Here is a 16,748-nt window from a genome sequence, read left to right on the forward strand (position 1 = left end):
GGCGCCCCGCGGGTCAGCGCGTCACTGCAGGTGGGCGGTGTCGTTCCAGAGGGTGATCGCGGGGTCGCCGTACTCCCAGCCGAGGACCGACAGCGAGGCCGGGGCCAGGCTCAGCACCATGCCGCGCATCGGGTCGAGCCGCAGCCAGCGGGCCGCCAGGGTGCGCAGGAAGTGGCCGTGGGCGAAGACGACCGCGTCGCTGTCCTCCTCCTTGGCCCAGGCCACCACCTCGTCCGCGCGGTTGGCGACCTGCCACGAGGTCTCGCCGCCGACGACACCGTCGCGCCAGATCACCCAGCCGGGGCGTTCCTCCCGGATCTCCGGCGACGTACGGCCCTCGTACTCGCCGTAGTCCCACTCCCGCAGCGCGTCCCAGGTCCGCGCCCGGTCGCCGAACCCGGCGAGTTCGCAGGTGTCGCGGGCCCGCTGGAGGGGGCTGGTGCGGACCCGGGCGCCGGGGAAGTCGTGCCAGGGGGCGCGGGCCAGGCGCTTGCCCAGCAGGCGCGCGGCCTCCCGGCCCTCCTCGGTGAGCGGGATGTCGGTCCTGCCGGTGTGCTGGCCGCTCTTGGACCACTCGGTCTGGCCGTGCCGCACGAGCACGAGGCGCGGAGCCATCAGGGGGCCACCTCCTTCTCGATGGCCTCGGTGTCGCCGCCGGCCGCGCACCCGGCCTCGCGGTCCGGGGCGAGGACGCCGATAGGCTGGATGAACATCGCCACTGTTGCCTGTGAGGTCACGTGGACAGTGTCCCTCCCGACCGGTGGGACGCACAAAACGGTGCCCGCGCCGCCCGGCGGGGCGCACCCGCGGGCCGGTCCGGCCGGCGCCACGACTCCCGGCAGGAGAAGAGGTCATGAACGCATCCGCCCCTCCGGCGCCGGAGCCGCTCGACGTGCGCTGGATCCACGGGTCGGCATCGGCCAAGCACAACACCGATCCCGACATCCAGGTGTTCGAGTACGACGAACGCACCTTCGTCCTGCGGCAGAACAAGGCGGTCCACTACGAGGCGCCGTTCCTCTTCCTGCTCTTCGGGGACGACCGCGCGGTGCTCCTGGACACCGGGGCCACGCCGGAGGAGGAGTTCTTCCCGCTGCGGGAGGTCGTGGACGAGCTGTTCGAACTGCGGCCGCCCGCCCTGCAGCGTCCCGGCTACGAGCTGCTCGTGCTGCACACCCACGCCCACGGCGACCACGTCGCCGGCGACGCGCAGTTCGCCGGCCGCCCGGACACGGTCGTGGTACCGGCGGACCGCGACGGCGCCTGGGACTTCCTCGGCTTCACCCAGGACCCCGACCGCGTGGCGCGCCTGGACCTCGGGGGGCGGGTCCTGGAGTGCCTTGCCACGCCCGGCCACCACGCCTCGGCCGTCACCTACTACGACCCGGCGACCGGTTTCCTGTTCACCGGCGACACGGTCTACCCGGGCCGGCTGTACGTCGAGGACTGGGCCGCCTTCCGGCGCACCCTCGACCGGCTGGTCGCCTTCGCCGGGGAGCGCCCGGTCACCCATGTGCTGGGCTGCCACATCGAGATGACCCGCGAGCCGGGCGTGGACTACCCCGTCCGCACCACCCACCAGCCCGACGAGCCGCCGCTGGAGATGACCGTCGACCAGCTCCGCGAGGTCCGGCGGGCCGTCGAGGAGATCGGCGACCGGCCGGGACGCCACGCCTACCCGGACTTCGTCATCTGCCGCGGGGACTGAGGGTTTTCGAACGTACGGCAGACTGTCCGGGTGTTCGCACTCGCCGTCGTGTCGACCGTCCTCCTGCTGCTGGAAGTCGTCCCCTCCGCGGTCGCCCAGCTCATCCGTGCGCGGCCCGGCCTGGAACGGCTCGACGAGCTGACCCGGCTGGGTGTCCTGGAGGGGCGGCGCCTGTGGGTGGTCACCCTGCTCGGCACACTGCACACGCTCGGCGCCGTCGCGGTCCTGGTGGGGCTGTGGCACCCTCCCGTCGGCGTGGCCGGAGCCGCGCTGGCGGCGGGGATCTTCGCCTGGGTGCTGCTGTGCCAGCTGCGCTCCGGTCACCGGGGGCGTGCCCTGGCCGCGTACGCGCTGTTCCTGGCGATGGCGGTGGCGGTCCTGGTGGTCGACGCCCTGCGCTGAGCGGGCACGCCGCCTCGGCGGGCCGGGCTCACCTCCGGCCGGCCACGACCTCCCGCGGCCGTGCGGTGGCGGCCGGGACGGCGGCGGGCGCGGCCGCCTCCGCCTGCCGGGCCCACCGCTTGGCGAGGACCGCGCACACCATCAGTTGCATCTGGTGGAAGAGCATCAGCGGCAGCACCATTAGCCCGGCCTGGGGCCCGAACAGCACGGAGGCCATGGGCAGTCCGGCCGCCAGGCTCTTCTTCGACCCGGCGAAGACGATGGTCACCCGGTCCACGCGGGGGAAGCCGAGCCTGCGCGAGCCGTACGAGGTGACGGCGAGCATCGCGGCCAGCAGCAGGGCTTCGGCCAGCAGCAGCCCGAGCAGGCGCAGGGGCGTGACCTGGTGCCAGATGCCGCGCACCACGCCCTCGCTGAACGCGGCGTAGACGACCAGCAGGATCGACCCCCGGTCGACCAGGCCGAGCACCTTCTTGTGACGGGTGACGAAGCCGCTGATCCAGCGGCGCAGCAGCTGACCCGCCACGAAGGGCGCCAGCAGCTGCAGCACGATGCCGAGCACCGCTTCCGCCGTGAAGCCCCCGCCGCTCCCCCCGAGCAGCAGCGCGGCCAGCAGCGGGGTGAGCACGAGCCCGGCGAGGCTGGAGAAGGAGCCGGCGCAGATGGCGGCGGCCACGTTGCCGCGGGCGACGGAGGTGAAGGCGATCGAGGACTGGATGGTCGAGGGCACCAGGCACAGGAAGAGCAGGCCGGTGTGGAGCTCGGGCGTCAGCAGGTACGGCACGAGTCCGCCGGAGGCCAGGCCGAGCAGCGGGAAGACGAGGAAGGTGGCGGCCAGGACGGTGCCGTGCAGGCGCCAGTGGCGCAGTCCGTCCATCGCCTCGCGGGTGGACAGGCGCACGCCGTAGAGGAAGAAGAGCAGCCCCACCGCTCCGGTGGACGCCCCGCCCGCGAGGTGGGCGCCGGCGCCTCTGGCGGGCAGCAGCGCCGCGAGGAGCACGGTGCCGAGGAGCGCCGCGATGTACGGGTCCACGGGGAGCCAGGACGGGTAACGCAGGCGGCGCATGGGCTTCCTCATCGGTGCTGGACGGGGCCCTCTCCAGGGTGCCCGGTGACCGGGAGATCGTAAATGACTTTGACCGCACTCACTGTCATCACGAATCGCGATGAGCGGCGGTAGGCTGGCACCGTGTTCGATCCGGTGCAGCTGCGGACCTTCGTCGCCGTCGTCCAGACGCTGAGCTTCACGCAGGCCGGCCGCAGGCTCGGCCTGCGCCAGTCGACGGTGAGCCAGCACGTGCGCAAGCTGGAGGAGGCCGCCGGCCGGCGGTTCTTCACCCGCGACACGCACAGCGTGGAACTGACCGAGGACGGCGAGGCCATGCTCGGCTTCGCCCGGACGATCCTGGAGGCCAACGAACGCGCCGCGGGCTGGTTCGCCGGCACCCGCCTGCGCGGCCGGCTGCGCCTGGGCGCCTCGGAGGACTTCGTCCTGACCCGGCTGCCCGAGATCCTGGAGCGCTTCCGGCGCGACCACCCCGAGGTGGACCTGGAGCTGACGGTGGAGCTGTCGGCCACCTTGCACCGGCAGCTGGCCGCCGGCCGGCTGGACGTGATGCTGGGCAAGCGCGCGGCCGGGGACAGCCACGGTCAACTGGTGTGGAGCGACCGGCTGGTGTGGATCGCCGGCGAGCGGTACCGCCCCGAGGCCCAGCGGCCCGTCCCGCTGATCCTCTACCCGGCCCCCGCGATCACCCGGGCGCGGGCGCTGGAGGTCATGGAGCGGCACGGCCGTGCGTGGCGCATCGCGTGCACCAGCGGCTCGCTGAGCGGTCTGGTCGCCGCGGCGCGGGCGGGGCTCGGGGTGATGGCGCACGCCGAGGGGCTGATCCCGCCCGGTCTGGTGCGGGTCCCGGCCCGCGCGGGGCTGCCGGAGCTCGGCGGCGTCGACTTCGTGCTGCTGCACGGCCGGCGGCGGCCCGCGGCGCAGGAGGCGGCGGACGCGCTCGCGGCGGCGATCCTCAGCGGATCCCTTCGGTCGTGATCTGCTTGACCAGGCGCAGCGACGGCACGGTCTCCACGTGCCGGACCCCGTCCAGGGCGCCGACGCACTCGCTCAGGTAGCGGTAGAGCTGCGGTGTGCTGCTGCAGATGACCACGGCGACGAGGTTGGACGATCCGGTGGTCGCCGCGACGTAGGCGGTCTCGGGGTGCGCGGCCAGCGCCTGCCCGACGGCGGACAGGGCGGAGGGGGCGGCCGTGATCCAGAGGATGGCGCGGGTGTCGTGGCCGATCCACGCCGTGTCGAGCTGCACGTCGGTGTAGAGCACGCCCGAGCCGCGCAGCTGCTCCAGCCGCCGCTTGGCCGCCGACTCCGACAGCCCGGTGGCGCGGTGCAGTTCGGGGTAGGAGGCGCGGCCGTCCCTGGCCAGGACGGCCAGCAGCGCCTCGTCGGTGGCGTCGAGGACGACCGTGCCGGACGGCGGCTCGGGCGGGGGCGGCTGCAGCGCGGCGACCTCCGCGTCGGAGAGCGCGCCGCGCTTGGCGAACCAGCCCAGGGCGCCGCCGTAGAAGGTGTGCAGGATGCTGTGGGCGCCGATCTCGACGATGCTCGGGGTGCGCGGCAGACGCCCGAGGAGCAGCGCGTCGTGCTCGTCGTGACTGCGCGGGCGCGTCACGCAGATCACCTCCGTGCCGCCCGACATCAGCGAGATCCAGGCGGTGTCGTCGCGCCGGGCCAGGGCCTTGGCCAGGGACTCGGCGGCCTCGGGGGTGCTGCGCAGCCGCAGCGCCCAGCGGGTGCGTCCGAGCAGTTCCTGCTCGGGGAGCCCGAGCACGCGCATCCCGAAGTCGCCGCGGAGCCTGCGGTAGCGGCGGGCCACGGTCTGGTCGGAGACGCCGAGGACGTCGGCGATCCGGCTGAAGGGGGCGCGCCCGTCGAGCTGCAGGGCGTGCAGCAGCCGCATGTCCAGCTCATCGAGCGTGTGGGAATCCATCGCTCTTCTCCTTCATTGTGTCGGATTCCAGCGGGATGGCGCCTGTGGCTGGAGGAAGCCCGGGTGTTCTCGCGATGGTACGGAGGACCCACCACGGAACGGAAGAACGGAACGGAGAAGGACATGCGCAAGTGGGGACCGCTGGTGGCGGTCTGCCTGGGCACCTTCATGCTGCTCATCGACGTGACGATCGTGATCGTCGCGCTGCCCGACATCGCGGACGCCCTGGACGCCTCGCTGTCCGACCTCCAGTGGATGATCGACATCTACGCGCTGGCACTGGCCGCCCTGCTGCTGGGAGCCGGCTCCGCGGCCGACGTGATCGGGCGGCGCCGAATGTACGTCGCGGGGACGGCCCTGTTCGCGGCGGCCTCCCTCGCGTGCGGACTCGCGCCCGGAGCGGGGGTCCTGGTGGCGATGCGCGCGGTGCAGGGGGTCGGCGCGACGGCGATGTTCGCCACGACGCTCTCCCTGCTCGGCGCGGCCTACCAGGGCCGCGACCGCTCGGTGGCGCTGGGCGTGTGGGGCGCGGTCAGCGGCGCGGCGGCGGCACTCGGGCCGGTGCTGGGCGGCCTGCTGACCCAGGCGCTGGACTGGCGCTGGATCTTCTACGTCAACCTGCCGGTGAGCGTCGTGGCGATCGCCCTGACGCTGCGGGTGGTGAAGGAGTCCCGGGGCCACGGCGGGGCCCGCATCGACTGGCCGGGCACGGCGTCCTTCACCGCCTTCGCCGGGCTGCTCACCTTCGCCGTGATCCGCGCGGACGAGGCCGGCTGGGCCTCGGGCCGCACGGCGTGGACGCTCGGCGGCGCCGTGGCGGCGCTGGTGGTGTTCGTGGTGGTCGAACGGCGCGCCGCGCAGCCGATGCTGGACCTGGCGCTGTTCCGCAACCCCTCCTTCACCGCGATCATGGTCGGCGCGCTGGCGCTCAGCGCGACGGCCTTCGGCTTCCTGCCGTACACCTCGCTGTGGCTGCAGACGCTGCTCGGCCTGAGCCCCGTCCGCGGCGGCCTGGTGCTGATACCCCTGGCACTGGCGGCGTTCGTGGCCTCGGCGGTGGGCGGCCGGTTCCTGCACGGGGCGCCGTACCGGCTGGTGATCGGCGGCGGAATGGTCCTCATCGGGGCCGGCGCGCTGGCCCAGGCGGTGCTGGACGCCGGTTCCGGCTGGGCCGCGCTGACCGCGGGCCTGGTGGTGGCGGGCCTCGGCGTCGGGCTGGTCAATCCGGCGATCGCGGGCGCCGCGCTGGCCTCCGTGCCGCCGCGGCGGGCCGGCATGGCGGGCGGGGCGGTCAACACCTTCCGGCAGCTGGGGTACGCGCTCGGCGTCGCCGTGTTCGGCACCCTGCTCACCACGCGGATGGAGCACTCGCTGAGCGACGCCGGGGCCCCCGCCCCGCACGCGACGGCCCGCGCGCTCGCGGGCGGTGGAGCGCGGGAGCTGCTGGCCCGGGTCCCCTCCGGCCGGCGCGCGGCGGCCGACCACGCGCTGCACGCCGCCTTCACCTCGGGCCTGGACGCGGCGGCCCTGGCGGCCGGCGTCGCCGGCCTGCTGGCGGGTGCGGTCGTGCTCGTCCTGGTACGGGAGCGGCCGGGTGCGCCGGCGCCGGCCGCGGCATCCGAGCCTGTGGGGGCTGTAGAGCGGCCGTGATCCCCGCGGGGGGATTTGGTGGAGAGTCCGGGCGGGCCTCGGTCCGCCCGGAAACCGTCCTCCGGCGCCATGTTCCTTGCGGTAACCGGGAATCGGCTCGTCGCGAAGGTGTGAGGGAGCCAAGCGGGCCTTCACAGCCGATTGTCACGCCCCTCCCCTCCGCACGTGGTATCAGGTACGTTCTGTGACCGCCGAGGCGGTCGAGGAGCGACGTTGCGCGAGTTCACCATTCCCCCACTGGTGACGGCACCCCACGTCGGAGGTCTGGCGGACGCCGTGTTCGCCAATGCCGACGAGGAGCCGGACCGGATCGTGCTGAGCCGCCGCGCCGGAGCGGACGGCACGGACTGGGAGCACGTCACGGCCGCGCGCTTCCGCGACGAGGTCCTGGCAGTGGCCAAGGGCCTGCTGGCCCAGGGCATCCGCTTCGGCGACCGGGTCGGCCTGATGTCCCGCACCCGCTACGAGTGGACCGTGCTGGACTTCGCGCTGTGGGCGATCGGCGCCCAGCCCGTCCCGATCTACCCCACCTCGTCCTCGGACCAGGTCCGCTGGATGCTGCACGACTCCGAGGCGGTCGCCTGCGTCGTCGAGCACGAGGACCACGCGATGACGATCGGCGCGGTCATCGACGAACTCCCCCACCTGACCCGGCTGTGGCAGCTGGACTCCGACGCGCTGTCCGAACTGGCCCGGCACGGCCTGTCCGTCGACGACGACCTGGTCCACCAGTACCGCGAGGCGGTCACCCCCGAGGCCACCGCGACGATCATCTACACCTCGGGCACCACCGGCCGCCCCAAGGGATGCGTGATCACCCACGGCAACTTCATGGCCGAGAGCGACAACGTCGTCGCCCGGTACGAGCCCGTCTTCCACAGCAAGCGCGGCGACGAGGCGTCCACCCTGCTCTTCCTGCCGCTCGCCCACGTCTTCGGGCGCATGGTGGAGGTCGCGGCCGTCCGCGCGAAGGTCCGGCTGGGGCACCAGCCCAACCTGGCCGCGGCCGAGCTGCTGCCCGCGATGGCCTCGTTCCAGCCGACCTTCGTGCTCGCCGTCCCGTACGTCTTCGAGAAGGTCTTCCAGGGCGCCCGCCGCAAGGCCGAGGCGGGGGGCAAGCTCGGGCCCTTCGAGAAGGCGGTGGAAGTGGCGGTGCGGCACGCCGAGGCGACCGAGGCCCGGGCCTTCGGCACCGGTCCCGGCCCCAGCACCTCGCTGCGGATGCAGCACCAGCTGTACGAGAAGCTGGTCTACGGCAAGGTGCGCGCCGCCCTCGGCGGCAAGGTCCGGCACGCCTTCTCCGGCGGCTCGGCGATGGACCGGCAGCTGGGGCTCTTCTTCGACGGCGCGGGCGTGCGGATCTTCGAGGGGTACGGCCTCACCGAGACCACGGCCGCCGCGGTCGCCAACCCGCCCGAGCAGACACGTTTCGGCACCGTGGGCCTACCCATCCCGGGCACCACGGTGCACATCGCGGACGACGGCGAGATCTGGGTGTACGGCGACCAGGTCTTCAGCGAGTACCTCAACAACCCCAAGGCCACCGCGGAGGTCCTGCACGACGGCTGGCTCGCCACCGGCGACCTCGGCGCGCTCGACGAGGACGGCTACCTCACGATCACCGGGCGGAAGAAGGAGATCCTGGTGACCAGCGGCGGCAAGTCCGTCTCGCCGGTGGTCCTGGAGGACCGCGTGCGGTCCCACCCGCTGGTCTCGCAGTGCGTCGTGGTCGGCAACGACCGGCCCTTCATCGGGGCGCTGATCACCCTCGATCCCGAGGGCGTCGGGCACTGGCTGACGATGCGGGCCAAGCCGCAGCTGCCGATCGCCAAGCTGATCCACGACGCCGACCTGGAGACGGAGATCCGGCGCGCGGTCGTCGCCGCCAACACGCTCGTCTCCCAGGCCGAGTCGATCCGCACCTTCCGCATCCTGGCCGGGCAGTTCTCCGAGGAGGGCGGGCTGCTCACGCCCTCGCTCAAGCTGAAGAGGAGGGCGATAGAGAAGGCGTACACCCGCGAGATCGACGCCCTCTACCACGCCTGAGGCGGGCGCCGGGGGCGACGGGGGCGCCGGGGAATGCCGCCGCCGCGGAGATCGTTGGAATGTGGATCAACGTTGAGTCCTCCTCCGACGACGTAAGGACGACCTGCTCGTGAGCACGGTTCCCGACATCACACTGAACAACGGCGTCACCATGCCCCAGCTCGGTTTCGGCGTCTGGCAGGTCCCGGACGACGAAGCCGCCACCGCGGTCGCCACGGCCCTGGAGGCCGGCTACCGCAGCATCGACACCGCCGCGCTCTACCGCAACGAACGCGGCACCGGCCGCGCCATCGCCGCCTCGGCCATCCCGCGCGAGGAACTGTTCGTCACCACCAAGCTGTGGAACACCGACCAGGGCCACGACAACGCCCTGCGCGCCTTCGACGCCTCCCTGGACAAGCTCGGCCTGGACTACGTGGACCTCTACCTGATCCACTGGCCCACCCCCGCCCGCGGCCTGTACGGGGAGACCTGGCGCGCCCTGGAGAAGATCCACGCCGACGGCCGCGCGAGGGCGATCGGCGTGTCGAACTTCCCGGTCGCCCAGCTGCAGCACCTGCTCGACGAGGGCGGCGTCGTACCCGCCCTCAACCAGATCGAGCTGCACCCCAACCTCCCCCAGAGCGAGCTGCGGGCCTTCCACGCGGGCCACGGCATCGCCACCGAGGCCTGGTCGCCGCTCGGCCAGGGCCGCGGCCTCCTCGACGAGCCGGCCCTCGCCGCCCTCGCCGCCAAGCACGGCAGGACTCCGGCCCAGGTCGTCCTGCGCTGGCACCTCCAGCTCGGCAACGTCGTGATCCCCAAGTCCGTGACCCCGTCGCGGATCCGGGAGAACATCGACGTCTTCGGCTTCGAGCTCGACGGCGAGGACCTGGCCGCGATCGACGCCCTCGACAACGGCGGGCGCCTCGGCCCGGACCCGACGTCGTTCAACTGACGCACGCACGCGCCACGGGGCGGCGGCGGGCCGTGCGGGCCTGCCGCCGCCCCGCGCGGTCAGACGTCGCCGGCGACGACCGGGTAGTGGTCCGAGTAGTCGTCGAACGTGTAGGTGGTGCCCCAGCTGGTGACCGACCACAGGGGCGAGTGCTCGTCGACCACGCGGTTGTTCCAGCGGGCGGGGCGGGCGTGGCCGTTGCGCAGGAGCGCGTGGTCCAGACGCTGCGCGGGGTCGTCGGGGTAGCGGTCGTACGCGACGGAGTTGGTGGCGGGGTCGAAGCTGGCTGCCGGACCGGGGTCGGCGTCGGGTGCCGCGACGTCCAGGTCGGCGAGCATGCCGGCGTACCCGGCTCCGCCGGCGTCGGTGTTGAGGTCGCCCGCGATGACGACCGGCTCGGCGGCGGGGATCGCCCGGGCGTCGAGGAAGGCGTCGATCTCCCGGTTCTGGGCCGAGCGCACGCCCGCGGCCTCGCCGCTGCCGCAGGCGGAGTCGTCGGCCTGGGTGTGCGTGCCGACGACGTGGACCCGGGTGCCGTTCACGTCGAGGACGACGTACACGAAGCCCTTGTTGGAGAACCAGTCCGCGCCGCACGCGTCGCCGTAGACGTGCTGGACCTTCTCCAGGATCGGCCACCTGCTGAGGATCGTCACACCGCCGTCCTCGGGCGTGAGCGAGCTGTACGCGCCCTCGGTGCGGTCCCAGCCGCTCTTGGACCGGCCCAGCACCGGGGTCTGGTAGGGGTAGCGGCTCCTGAGGTTCGCCTGCAGCCGGTCGGAGGCCCCGTTGTCGAACGCCTCCTGGAAGACCAGGACGTCGGCGCCCTGGACGTAACCGGAGGCGGCGATGAGGTCGGCGCGCTGCAGCTGGCCCCAGTTGGGGTAGAGGGTGCGCGGCAGCATCATCACGTTGCTGGTGACCAGCCGCAGTGGGGGCGCGGCGGCGGCCGTGGGGGCCGCGGCCGCGGTTCCGGTGCCGGCGGCACCGGCGGACGAGGCGATGAGCAGGACGAAGGCGCAAGCGGCGGCGGCTCTGCCGTGTCTCACGGGCTCTCCTGGAGTCGGGTGGAGCTCGGTCGCGGAAACAGCGTGAGACTAGGGGCAGTTGGTTACCGCTGGGTAGATGGCGGGCGGCTAGCCTACGGACGTGCTGGACTACGAGGAGCAGGCCGCGATCTACGACGCCACCCGCGGCGGCGTCCCCCGGGCCGAGGCCGCGGCCGCCGCCGTGCTCGGGCTGATACCGCGGACGGCCCGGACGGTGCTCGACATCGGCTGCGGCACCGGGCTGGTCACGGCCCGCTACACCGGCCGTGCCGGGCTGCGCGTGCTCGGGGCCGACGCCGCCCTGGCCATGGCCCGGCTCGCCGCCCGCCGGGTGGGGCCGGGGATCGTCCAGGCCGACGTACGCCGGCTGCCGTTCGCGACCGCCTCGCTGGACGCGGTGACGGCCGTGTGGCTGCTCCATCTGCTGCCGGACGCGCCCACGGTGATCGCCGAATGCGCACGGGTGCTGCGCCCCGGCGGGGTGCTCGTCACCACCGTCGACAAGGACGCCGGGCACGGCGTGGGCAGCGACGTCGACGCCCTCCTCGCGCCGTTCCGCACGCGGGTGGCGTACGACGCGGAGGAACGGGTGGTGCGGCAGGCCGCCGCGCACGGCCTGCGCCCGGCGGGCGGGGCCCGCTTCCCCGGCCACGGCCAGGGCCGCACCCCGCGCGACCTGGCCGCTCGCATCGCGGCGGGCGACTTCGCCTCCGCCCTCACCCTGCGCGACGGCGACACGCAGGCCCTCGCCGGCCGCCTGGCCGCGCTGCCCGGGCAGGACACCGCCCGCCCCGACCCGCTCTACCGGCTGCTCGCCCTCGTCAAGGACTCCCCTGCAGCGGCGGCCCGTTGAGCGGTCCGGTCAGCCGGCCGGACGCGGCTGCGGCCCCGCACCTGGGTTACGGTCGGGGGATGACGACGACCACGGCGGGGGTGGGGACGCTGCTGCGCGGCTGGCGCGAGCGGCGCCGGATCAGCCAGCTGGAACTCGCCCTGCGCGCGGACAGCTCGGCCCGGCACATCAGCTTCGTCGAGACCGGCCGCTCCCGCCCCAGCCAGGCCATGGTCCTGCGGCTCGCCGAGCACCTCGACGTACCCGTCAGGGAACGCAACGCCCTGCTCATCGCCGCCGGTTACGCCCCCGCGTACCCGGAGACCCCCTTGCGCGACCCCGCGATGCACCCGCTGCGCGAGAGCCTCGACCGTCTCCTGGCGGCCTACGACCCCTTCCCGGCCCTGGTCCTGGACGCCATGTACGACGTCGTCGCCGCCAACCAGGGCGTGGGCGCCCTGCTCGAGGGCGTCGCCCCGCACCTGCTGCAGCCGCCGCTCAACGCCATGCGCGTCACCCTCCACCCCGAGGGCATGGCCCCGCGCATCCGCAACCTCCGCCAGTGGCGCGGGCACCTGCTGGAGCGGATCGAGCGTCAGATCACGATGAGCGGCCACGAGCCACTGCGCGCCCTGTACGAGGAACTCACGGCCTACCCCGTCCCGCCCGGCCACGCCGAGGACCCTTCCACCTCCGGCGACACCGAGGTCTTCCCCTTCGCCCTGCCGATGCGCATCGAGCACGGCGGCCGGGTGCTGTCCTTCATCTCCACGGCCACCACCTTCAACACCCCCATGGACGTCACGGTCTCCGAGCTGGCGATCGAGACCTTCCTCCCCGCCGACCCGGAGACCGCCGCCGCCCTTCGGTCCCTCACGCCGCCGGCAGCCGGTCCAGGAAGCCGCTGACCGAGCGGATCCGGCCGTCCTCCGCGAGCGTGATCACGTCGGACCCGGCGATCGGCGCCGCCCCGGGCTCCGCCCCCGCGGGCCCCAGCTCCCAGGCGAAGCGCGCCACGTCGTGGTGCCCGTCGACCTCCCCCACGGCCGTGAACACGAACCCGGGGAACCGCTCCCCCACCCCGGCGATCAACGCCCCGATCCCCTCATGCCCCGCCACCTGCGCCAGCGGGTCCGTGTACGTGCCGTCCTCCACCCACGCGGCGGCCACCGCCTTCGCCCGCGCCTCCGCGTCCGCGGCGCTGTTCCACGCCTCGAAGTAACGGGCGACGGCGGCCTCGTACCGGTTCTGCGACATCACGGTCCTCCTCATCCTGGCTGTGTGGCCCGGCCGGACGGGGTGGAGTGCGCCACCCCGTCCGCCCGGTACGACCACCCTGCCGGGGCGGCGACGAGGGGTCGATTACGTCCGGGGTAATGGCGGATCCCGCCTCTTCCCGGGAAGGCAGCCCACATCGGGAACCAGAAGGGGTCCCACCGGGGTCGCCCCGCCCCGGGCTTGATCAAGCGTCGGCAAAAATCCCGGGCAGGCCGATGATCGACCTGTTAGCTTCAGTTGCCCGTGACGTCGCCCGAGGAGGTGAGACCCATGAACGCGGTATCTCTGTGGGTGCTCCCCTTGCCGTCACGGTCTGGCGATTGACATAGGTGTCGCCGGGAGCGCCTCGACATCAAGGCACTCCCGAAAGGCACACACCCATGCACTCTCTGCAATTCACCGCCGAGTCGTCATCGAACGGCGTGGTCGAGCGCGACTTCACCGTGGACGGGGTCCCCGGTGTCCTCTGGTCGCCGGCTGCCGGCGCCCAGCCCGCGCCTCTGGTTCTGATGGGGCACGGCGGCGGCAACCACAAGAAGCACCCAGCGATGTCCGGCCGGGCGCAGCGCCTGGTGACCGGCTGCGGCTTCCACGTCGCCGTCCTTGACGCTCCCGGTCACGGCGACCGGCCGCGCACGGCGCACGACGAAGCGGAGATCGCCGAGCTGTTCCGGGCGCGGGCGGCCGGCGAGCCGGAAGGCCCGATCGTCGTCCGCTACAACGACCACCTGGCGGCGCTCGCCGTGCCCGAGTACCGGGCGCTCCTGGACGCCCTCCAGGAGCTTCCGGAGATCGGCACCGACGGGCCGGTCGGCTACTGGGGCATCAACATGGGCACCGCGATCGGCGTGCCGTTCGTGGCAGCCGAACCCCGGATCACGGCTGCGGTCTTCGGCCAGCACTGGCCCGACGTCCTGGCCGAGAAGGCGCAGCAGATCACCATTCCGGTCGAGTTCGACCTGCAGTGGGACGACGAGCACATCTCCCGCGAGGAGGGACTCGCGCTGTTCGACGCCTTCGCCTCGAAGGAGAAGTCACTGCACGTGAACTCGGGCAAGCACAAGGAGCTGCCCCGCTTCGAGGCTGACAGCGCGGTCCGCTTCTTCGCCCGGCACCTCGGCGAAACGGTCACCGCGTCGGCCTGAGGTGCGCGGTTGCGGCGCCCGGCTTGCCGGCCGGGCGCCGCAACCGCGGCCTCGGGTCGAGCGGGTCACGGGGCGGTCATCATGGGCGGATGCCGCATTCGCCCGTACACCTGCCCACCGCTCTCGTCGCGAGGTACCGGGCGGTCGACCGGGAGGTCGTGGGCTCCGCCCTCGTCGACACGCCGCGCCATCTCGACGCGCTGACGGCGGACATCGGCACGCACGGGATCCTCGTGCCGCTCCGCCTCGGCTTCAACGAGGAGTTCGCGACGCTCGACGGCAACCACAGGATCGCCGTGGCCATCCGGCTGGGCCTGGCAGAGGTCCCGGTGGCGTTGGCCGCGGAACCGCTGCTCCCCCGGCCAGGTCACGCGCGGCCCATGCTTCCCGAGGACCGTGCGCCACGGCGAGGTTGGCCCCCGAGCACTCGCCGGCGTAGGCGTCGTCCCCGGGCCTCAGCACGGGGCCCGACACGGCGGACGCCAGCCTCCTGGCGTCCCGTGCCGGCGTACGCCCCGGAGACCTACCGCAGGCTGGGCGAGGTGAAGGCGCGGTACGACCCGGACAACCTCTTCCGGTTCAACCACAACATCCCGGCCGCGCGATGATGAGCCCTCACCACCACGTCGTGGGGTAGACCTGCCGCCTCAAGCGGGAGGAGACCATCTGTACCGCTACGAGGAGCACCGTGCCGGCGGCCAGCAACGGGACGAAGTGGGTGGCGGACGGGGTGGTGAGCATGATCATGACGGCGGTGGCCATGGCCGGCGGATGGGGCGTCCGCAGCAGCAGCACCAGCCCGCAGGCGATGCCGCAGCCCACGACGGCGGCCCAGGGGCCGTGCCAGCCGAGGGCCAGCACCCCGAAGCACACGAGGCAGGACAGCATGTGGCCGCCGATGACGTGGCGGGGCTGGGCGAGGGGGGATTCAGGGGTCGCGGTGACGATCGCCATCGTGGCCGCGAGCGGAGGCACGAGCACCGTCTGGTGCGTGAGCGTGCCCAGCGCCACCAGCACGGCCAGTCCGACCGAGGTCGTGACGGCCGCCGAGGCGATCGTCCGCGGGGGCAGCCGCGGCAGGTGGTGCTTGCGGCGGCGTTCGGGCGCCGGCTCCGCCTGGCGGGGCGCGGCGTCGGCGGTCCTGGTCGCCCCGGGCGTGTCAGTCGCCATGGGGGTGACCGGTCTCGGGGCGGGGCGGGGCACAGGCCCCCGGGGCGCGCGGAATCAGCATGGGGACTCCTCGGAACCATCCCCGTATCCGGCCCACGGCGGCTCTTCCGTGACGACGGGGATCACGCCCTCGATCGTGGCGTCGCCGCGCGGGGCACGTCCAAGACCGCCTTCCTATCGCTTGATCGAAGGCCTCTATCGATCCGCCCGGGGGCGCGCCGGGGAGTTCATCCGCCGTGGCCCTAACGGACCGCACGCACCTGGGCGATGAGCACACCGCCGAGCAGCGTGACGAGCGCGGTCGCGAGGTACAGGCCGGTGTAACCGCCGAGGTGGGCGATGACGGGGGCGGCGACGGCGGGGGCGAGCACCTGGGGGCCGGAGTTGGCGATGTTGATGACGCCGAGGTCCTTGGCCCGGTTCTCGGCGGCCGGGAGGACCTGGGTCACCAGGGCCTGGTCCACGGCCAGGTAGATCCCGAAGCCGGCGCCCAGCACCGCGGCCGCGGCCATGGCGGCGGGCCAGGTGTGGACGCAGGCCAGCAGGACCGCACCGAGGGCCATGACGACGGCGCAGAGCCGGACGAAGACCTTGCGGCGGCCGGCCCGGTCGGAGAGCACGCCCACCGGGACGGCGGTGAGCGCCGCGCACAGGGTGTAGATCAGGGTGAGGACCAGTACGCCCGTGTCGGGGTCCTCGAGGCCGACCGAGTCGGTGAGGTAGTAGAGCAGGTACAGCGTGCCCATCGCGTTGCCCAGGTTGATCAGGAAGCGGGTCAGCCAGGCCCAGCCGAAGTCCGGGTGGCGGCGCGGGCTCACCCACAGGCCGGCGACCAGGCGCCGCGGGTCGAGGGGCGGACGCAGCGCACGGGGCAGCGCGGGTTCGCCGAAGCGGAGCACGAAGGGCAGCGCGAGGACGACGGTCAGCAGCGCGATCGTCGCGTAGCCCGAGGCGACCCCGGTGACCACGGTGGTCGTGACGACGGCGCCGATGACCAGGCCGAGCGACTGGGTGATGCCGGTCCACCCGGAGACCTCGGCGCGCTGGGCGACCGGCACACGGTCGGCGATGGGCGTGGTGACCCCGGCGAGCATGGCGTTGAGCCCGGCCTGGGCGAGGCACCAGCCGAGGGCCACGCCGAGGACGGTGTGCTGACCGGACGTGACCAGCAGTCCCGCCGCCCCGGCGAGCGCGCCGCCGACGATCCACGGCCGGCGGCGCCCGAACCGGGAGGCCGTCCGGTCGGACAGGGCGCCGGCCACGGGGTTGGCGACCATCGCGACCAGGGCGCCCGCGCCGGTCACCCAGGACAGCGCCGTGTGCTTCCCGGCCGGGTCGATGTGTTCCAGTTGCAGCGGCAGCAGGATCTGGATCGGGGTCATGAAGGCCATGAAGACGGCCAGGGTGGCCAGGCTGAGCAGGGCGGTCCAGGCCGGACGGACCCGGGCGACCGGTTCGGCCGACAGGGTGTCCGGGGTGTGGGCGGCGTCCTCACCGGTGTGGCGCATGCGGTTCCCCCTGCAGCACCCGAGAACATG

Annotated in this window: 18 protein-coding genes; 10 read left to right on the plus strand and 8 right to left on the minus strand. The window is 73.4% G+C overall.

Going from position 1 to position 16,748, the window contains the following annotated elements:
- Nucleotides 1–21 precede the first annotated feature (21 nt).
- Entirely contained in the window at nucleotides 22–615 is a 594-nt protein-coding gene (locus tag PV410_RS00095; RefSeq protein WP_499514905.1) for a histidine phosphatase family protein, read from the minus strand.
- A complete protein-coding gene (locus tag PV410_RS00100) occupies nucleotides 615–737 on the minus strand; it encodes a hypothetical protein (protein WP_500321496.1) in 123 nt (40 codons plus the stop codon). The genes PV410_RS00095 and PV410_RS00100 overlap by 1 nt, the downstream gene beginning before the upstream one ends.
- Nucleotides 738–853: 116 nt before the next feature.
- On the opposite strand from PV410_RS00100, the gene PV410_RS00105 reads away from it, so the two are divergent.
- Both PV410_RS00105 and PV410_RS00110 read left to right on the plus strand, forming a co-directional pair.
- A complete protein-coding gene (locus PV410_RS00105; protein WP_500321497.1) occupies nucleotides 854–1,708 on the plus strand; it encodes an MBL fold metallo-hydrolase in 855 nt (284 codons plus the stop codon).
- Nucleotides 1,709–1,738: 30 nt separating this feature from the next.
- Nucleotides 1,739–2,110, plus strand: coding sequence for a DoxX family protein (locus tag PV410_RS00110; RefSeq protein WP_500321498.1), 372 nt, complete (start codon nucleotides 1,739–1,741; stop codon nucleotides 2,108–2,110).
- A gap of 28 nt (nucleotides 2,111–2,138) precedes the next feature.
- Here the strand turns inward: PV410_RS00110 and PV410_RS00115 are convergent, their stop codons facing one another.
- The gene (locus tag PV410_RS00115; RefSeq protein ID WP_500321499.1) at nucleotides 2,139–3,176 is read right to left on the minus strand and encodes a bile acid:sodium symporter family protein; all 1,038 of its coding nucleotides are present in this window, start codon (nucleotides 3,174–3,176) and stop codon (nucleotides 2,139–2,141) included.
- A 123-nt stretch (nucleotides 3,177–3,299) separates the two neighbouring features.
- Between PV410_RS00115 and PV410_RS00120 the strand changes: the two genes are divergently transcribed.
- Nucleotides 3,300–4,154, plus strand: a complete 855-nt coding sequence (locus PV410_RS00120; RefSeq protein ID WP_499514900.1) for a LysR substrate-binding domain-containing protein — start codon at nucleotides 3,300–3,302, stop codon at nucleotides 4,152–4,154.
- Here the strand turns inward: PV410_RS00120 and PV410_RS00125 are convergent.
- Nucleotides 4,132–5,106: an Lrp/AsnC family transcriptional regulator gene (locus PV410_RS00125; RefSeq protein ID WP_500321500.1), complete on the minus strand. Its 975-nt coding sequence runs from the start codon at nucleotides 5,104–5,106 to the stop codon at nucleotides 4,132–4,134. The genes PV410_RS00120 and PV410_RS00125 overlap by 23 nt on opposite strands.
- Before the next feature lie 123 nt (nucleotides 5,107–5,229).
- Between PV410_RS00125 and PV410_RS00130 the strand changes: the two genes are divergently transcribed.
- The 3 genes from PV410_RS00130 (at nucleotide 5,230) to PV410_RS00140 (ending at nucleotide 9,739) form a co-directional block, all read left to right on the plus strand.
- Nucleotides 5,230–6,756, plus strand: coding sequence for an MFS transporter (locus PV410_RS00130; protein ID WP_500321501.1), 1,527 nt, complete (start codon nucleotides 5,230–5,232; stop codon nucleotides 6,754–6,756).
- 213 nt (nucleotides 6,757–6,969) lie between these two features.
- Nucleotides 6,970–8,802, plus strand: a complete 1,833-nt coding sequence (locus PV410_RS00135) for an AMP-dependent synthetase/ligase (protein WP_500321502.1) — start codon at nucleotides 6,970–6,972, stop codon at nucleotides 8,800–8,802.
- 109 nt (nucleotides 8,803–8,911) lie between these two features.
- Complete coding sequence (locus PV410_RS00140) at nucleotides 8,912–9,739, plus strand: aldo/keto reductase (protein ID WP_500321503.1); 828 nt, start codon at nucleotides 8,912–8,914, stop codon at nucleotides 9,737–9,739.
- A gap of 59 nt (nucleotides 9,740–9,798) precedes the next feature.
- Here PV410_RS00140 and sph read toward each other — a convergent pair whose 3' ends face one another.
- Nucleotides 9,799–10,785 carry a sphingomyelin phosphodiesterase gene (sph, locus tag PV410_RS00145; protein WP_500321504.1) on the minus strand — a complete coding sequence of 329 codons (987 nt, stop codon included), beginning with the start codon at nucleotides 10,783–10,785 and terminating at the stop codon, nucleotides 9,799–9,801.
- 100 nt (nucleotides 10,786–10,885) lie between these two features.
- Between sph and PV410_RS00150 the strand changes: the two genes are divergently transcribed.
- Together PV410_RS00150 and PV410_RS00155 are read left to right on the plus strand one after the other, a co-directional pair.
- Complete coding sequence (locus PV410_RS00150; protein ID WP_500321505.1) at nucleotides 10,886–11,638, plus strand: class I SAM-dependent methyltransferase; 753 nt, start codon at nucleotides 10,886–10,888, stop codon at nucleotides 11,636–11,638.
- A gap of 59 nt (nucleotides 11,639–11,697) precedes the next feature.
- Nucleotides 11,698–12,525, plus strand: coding sequence for a helix-turn-helix domain-containing protein (locus PV410_RS00155; protein WP_500321506.1), 828 nt, complete (start codon nucleotides 11,698–11,700; stop codon nucleotides 12,523–12,525).
- Here the strand turns inward: PV410_RS00155 and PV410_RS00160 are convergent.
- Nucleotides 12,491–12,874, minus strand: a complete 384-nt coding sequence (locus tag PV410_RS00160) for a nuclear transport factor 2 family protein (protein ID WP_500321507.1) — start codon at nucleotides 12,872–12,874, stop codon at nucleotides 12,491–12,493. The two genes, PV410_RS00155 and PV410_RS00160, sit on opposite strands and share 35 nt — an antisense overlap.
- Nucleotides 12,875–13,275: 401 nt before the next feature.
- Here PV410_RS00160 and PV410_RS00165 point away from each other — a divergent pair, with 401 nt between their 5' ends.
- Both PV410_RS00165 and PV410_RS00170 read left to right on the plus strand, forming a co-directional pair.
- Nucleotides 13,276–14,040 (plus strand): alpha/beta hydrolase family protein, encoded by a 765-nt coding sequence (locus PV410_RS00165; RefSeq protein ID WP_500321508.1) that lies wholly within the window; start codon nucleotides 13,276–13,278, stop codon nucleotides 14,038–14,040.
- 89 nt (nucleotides 14,041–14,129) lie between these two features.
- A complete protein-coding gene (locus PV410_RS00170; protein ID WP_500321509.1) occupies nucleotides 14,130–14,648 on the plus strand; it encodes a BBE domain-containing protein in 519 nt (172 codons plus the stop codon).
- A 7-nt stretch (nucleotides 14,649–14,655) separates the two neighbouring features.
- Here PV410_RS00170 and PV410_RS00175 read toward each other — a convergent pair whose 3' ends face one another.
- Together PV410_RS00175 and PV410_RS00180 are read right to left on the minus strand one after the other, a co-directional pair.
- Complete coding sequence (locus PV410_RS00175) at nucleotides 14,656–15,210, minus strand: HPP family protein (RefSeq protein WP_500321510.1); 555 nt, start codon at nucleotides 15,208–15,210, stop codon at nucleotides 14,656–14,658.
- Nucleotides 15,211–15,452: 242 nt separating this feature from the next.
- The gene (locus tag PV410_RS00180; protein WP_500321511.1) at nucleotides 15,453–16,718 is read right to left on the minus strand and encodes an MFS transporter; all 1,266 of its coding nucleotides are present in this window, start codon (nucleotides 16,716–16,718) and stop codon (nucleotides 15,453–15,455) included.
- Nucleotides 16,719–16,748: the final 30 nt, after the last annotated feature.

Origin of the sequence: Streptomyces sp. PA03-5A (genome assembly GCF_033792725.1) — a bacterium.
Lineage (GTDB): Bacteria > Actinomycetota > Actinomycetes > Streptomycetales > Streptomycetaceae > Actinacidiphila.

Excerpts from the sequence above, each read along its gene's own strand:
- PV410_RS00130 (WP_500321501.1), top strand. The coding sequence starts at position 5,230 with ATGCGCAAGTGGGGACCGCTGGTGGCGGTCTGCCTGGGCACCTTCATG.
- PV410_RS00160 (WP_500321507.1), bottom strand. The coding sequence starts at position 12,874 with ATGTCGCAGAACCGGTACGAGGCCGCCGTCGCCCGTTACTTCGAGGCG.
- PV410_RS00170 (WP_500321509.1), top strand. The coding sequence starts at position 14,130 with ATGCCGCATTCGCCCGTACACCTGCCCACCGCTCTCGTCGCGAGGTAC.
- PV410_RS00095 (WP_499514905.1), bottom strand. The coding sequence starts at position 615 with ATGGCTCCGCGCCTCGTGCTCGTGCGGCACGGCCAGACCGAGTGGTCC.
- PV410_RS00155 (WP_500321506.1), top strand. The coding sequence starts at position 11,698 with ATGACGACGACCACGGCGGGGGTGGGGACGCTGCTGCGCGGCTGGCGC.
- PV410_RS00175 (WP_500321510.1), bottom strand. The coding sequence starts at position 15,210 with ATGGCGACTGACACGCCCGGGGCGACCAGGACCGCCGACGCCGCGCCC.
- PV410_RS00115 (WP_500321499.1), bottom strand. The coding sequence starts at position 3,176 with ATGCGCCGCCTGCGTTACCCGTCCTGGCTCCCCGTGGACCCGTACATC.
- PV410_RS00105 (WP_500321497.1), top strand. The coding sequence starts at position 854 with ATGAACGCATCCGCCCCTCCGGCGCCGGAGCCGCTCGACGTGCGCTGG.
- PV410_RS00180 (WP_500321511.1), bottom strand. The coding sequence starts at position 16,718 with ATGCGCCACACCGGTGAGGACGCCGCCCACACCCCGGACACCCTGTCG.
- PV410_RS00165 (WP_500321508.1), top strand. The coding sequence starts at position 13,276 with ATGCACTCTCTGCAATTCACCGCCGAGTCGTCATCGAACGGCGTGGTC.
- PV410_RS00125 (WP_500321500.1), bottom strand. The coding sequence starts at position 5,106 with ATGGATTCCCACACGCTCGATGAGCTGGACATGCGGCTGCTGCACGCC.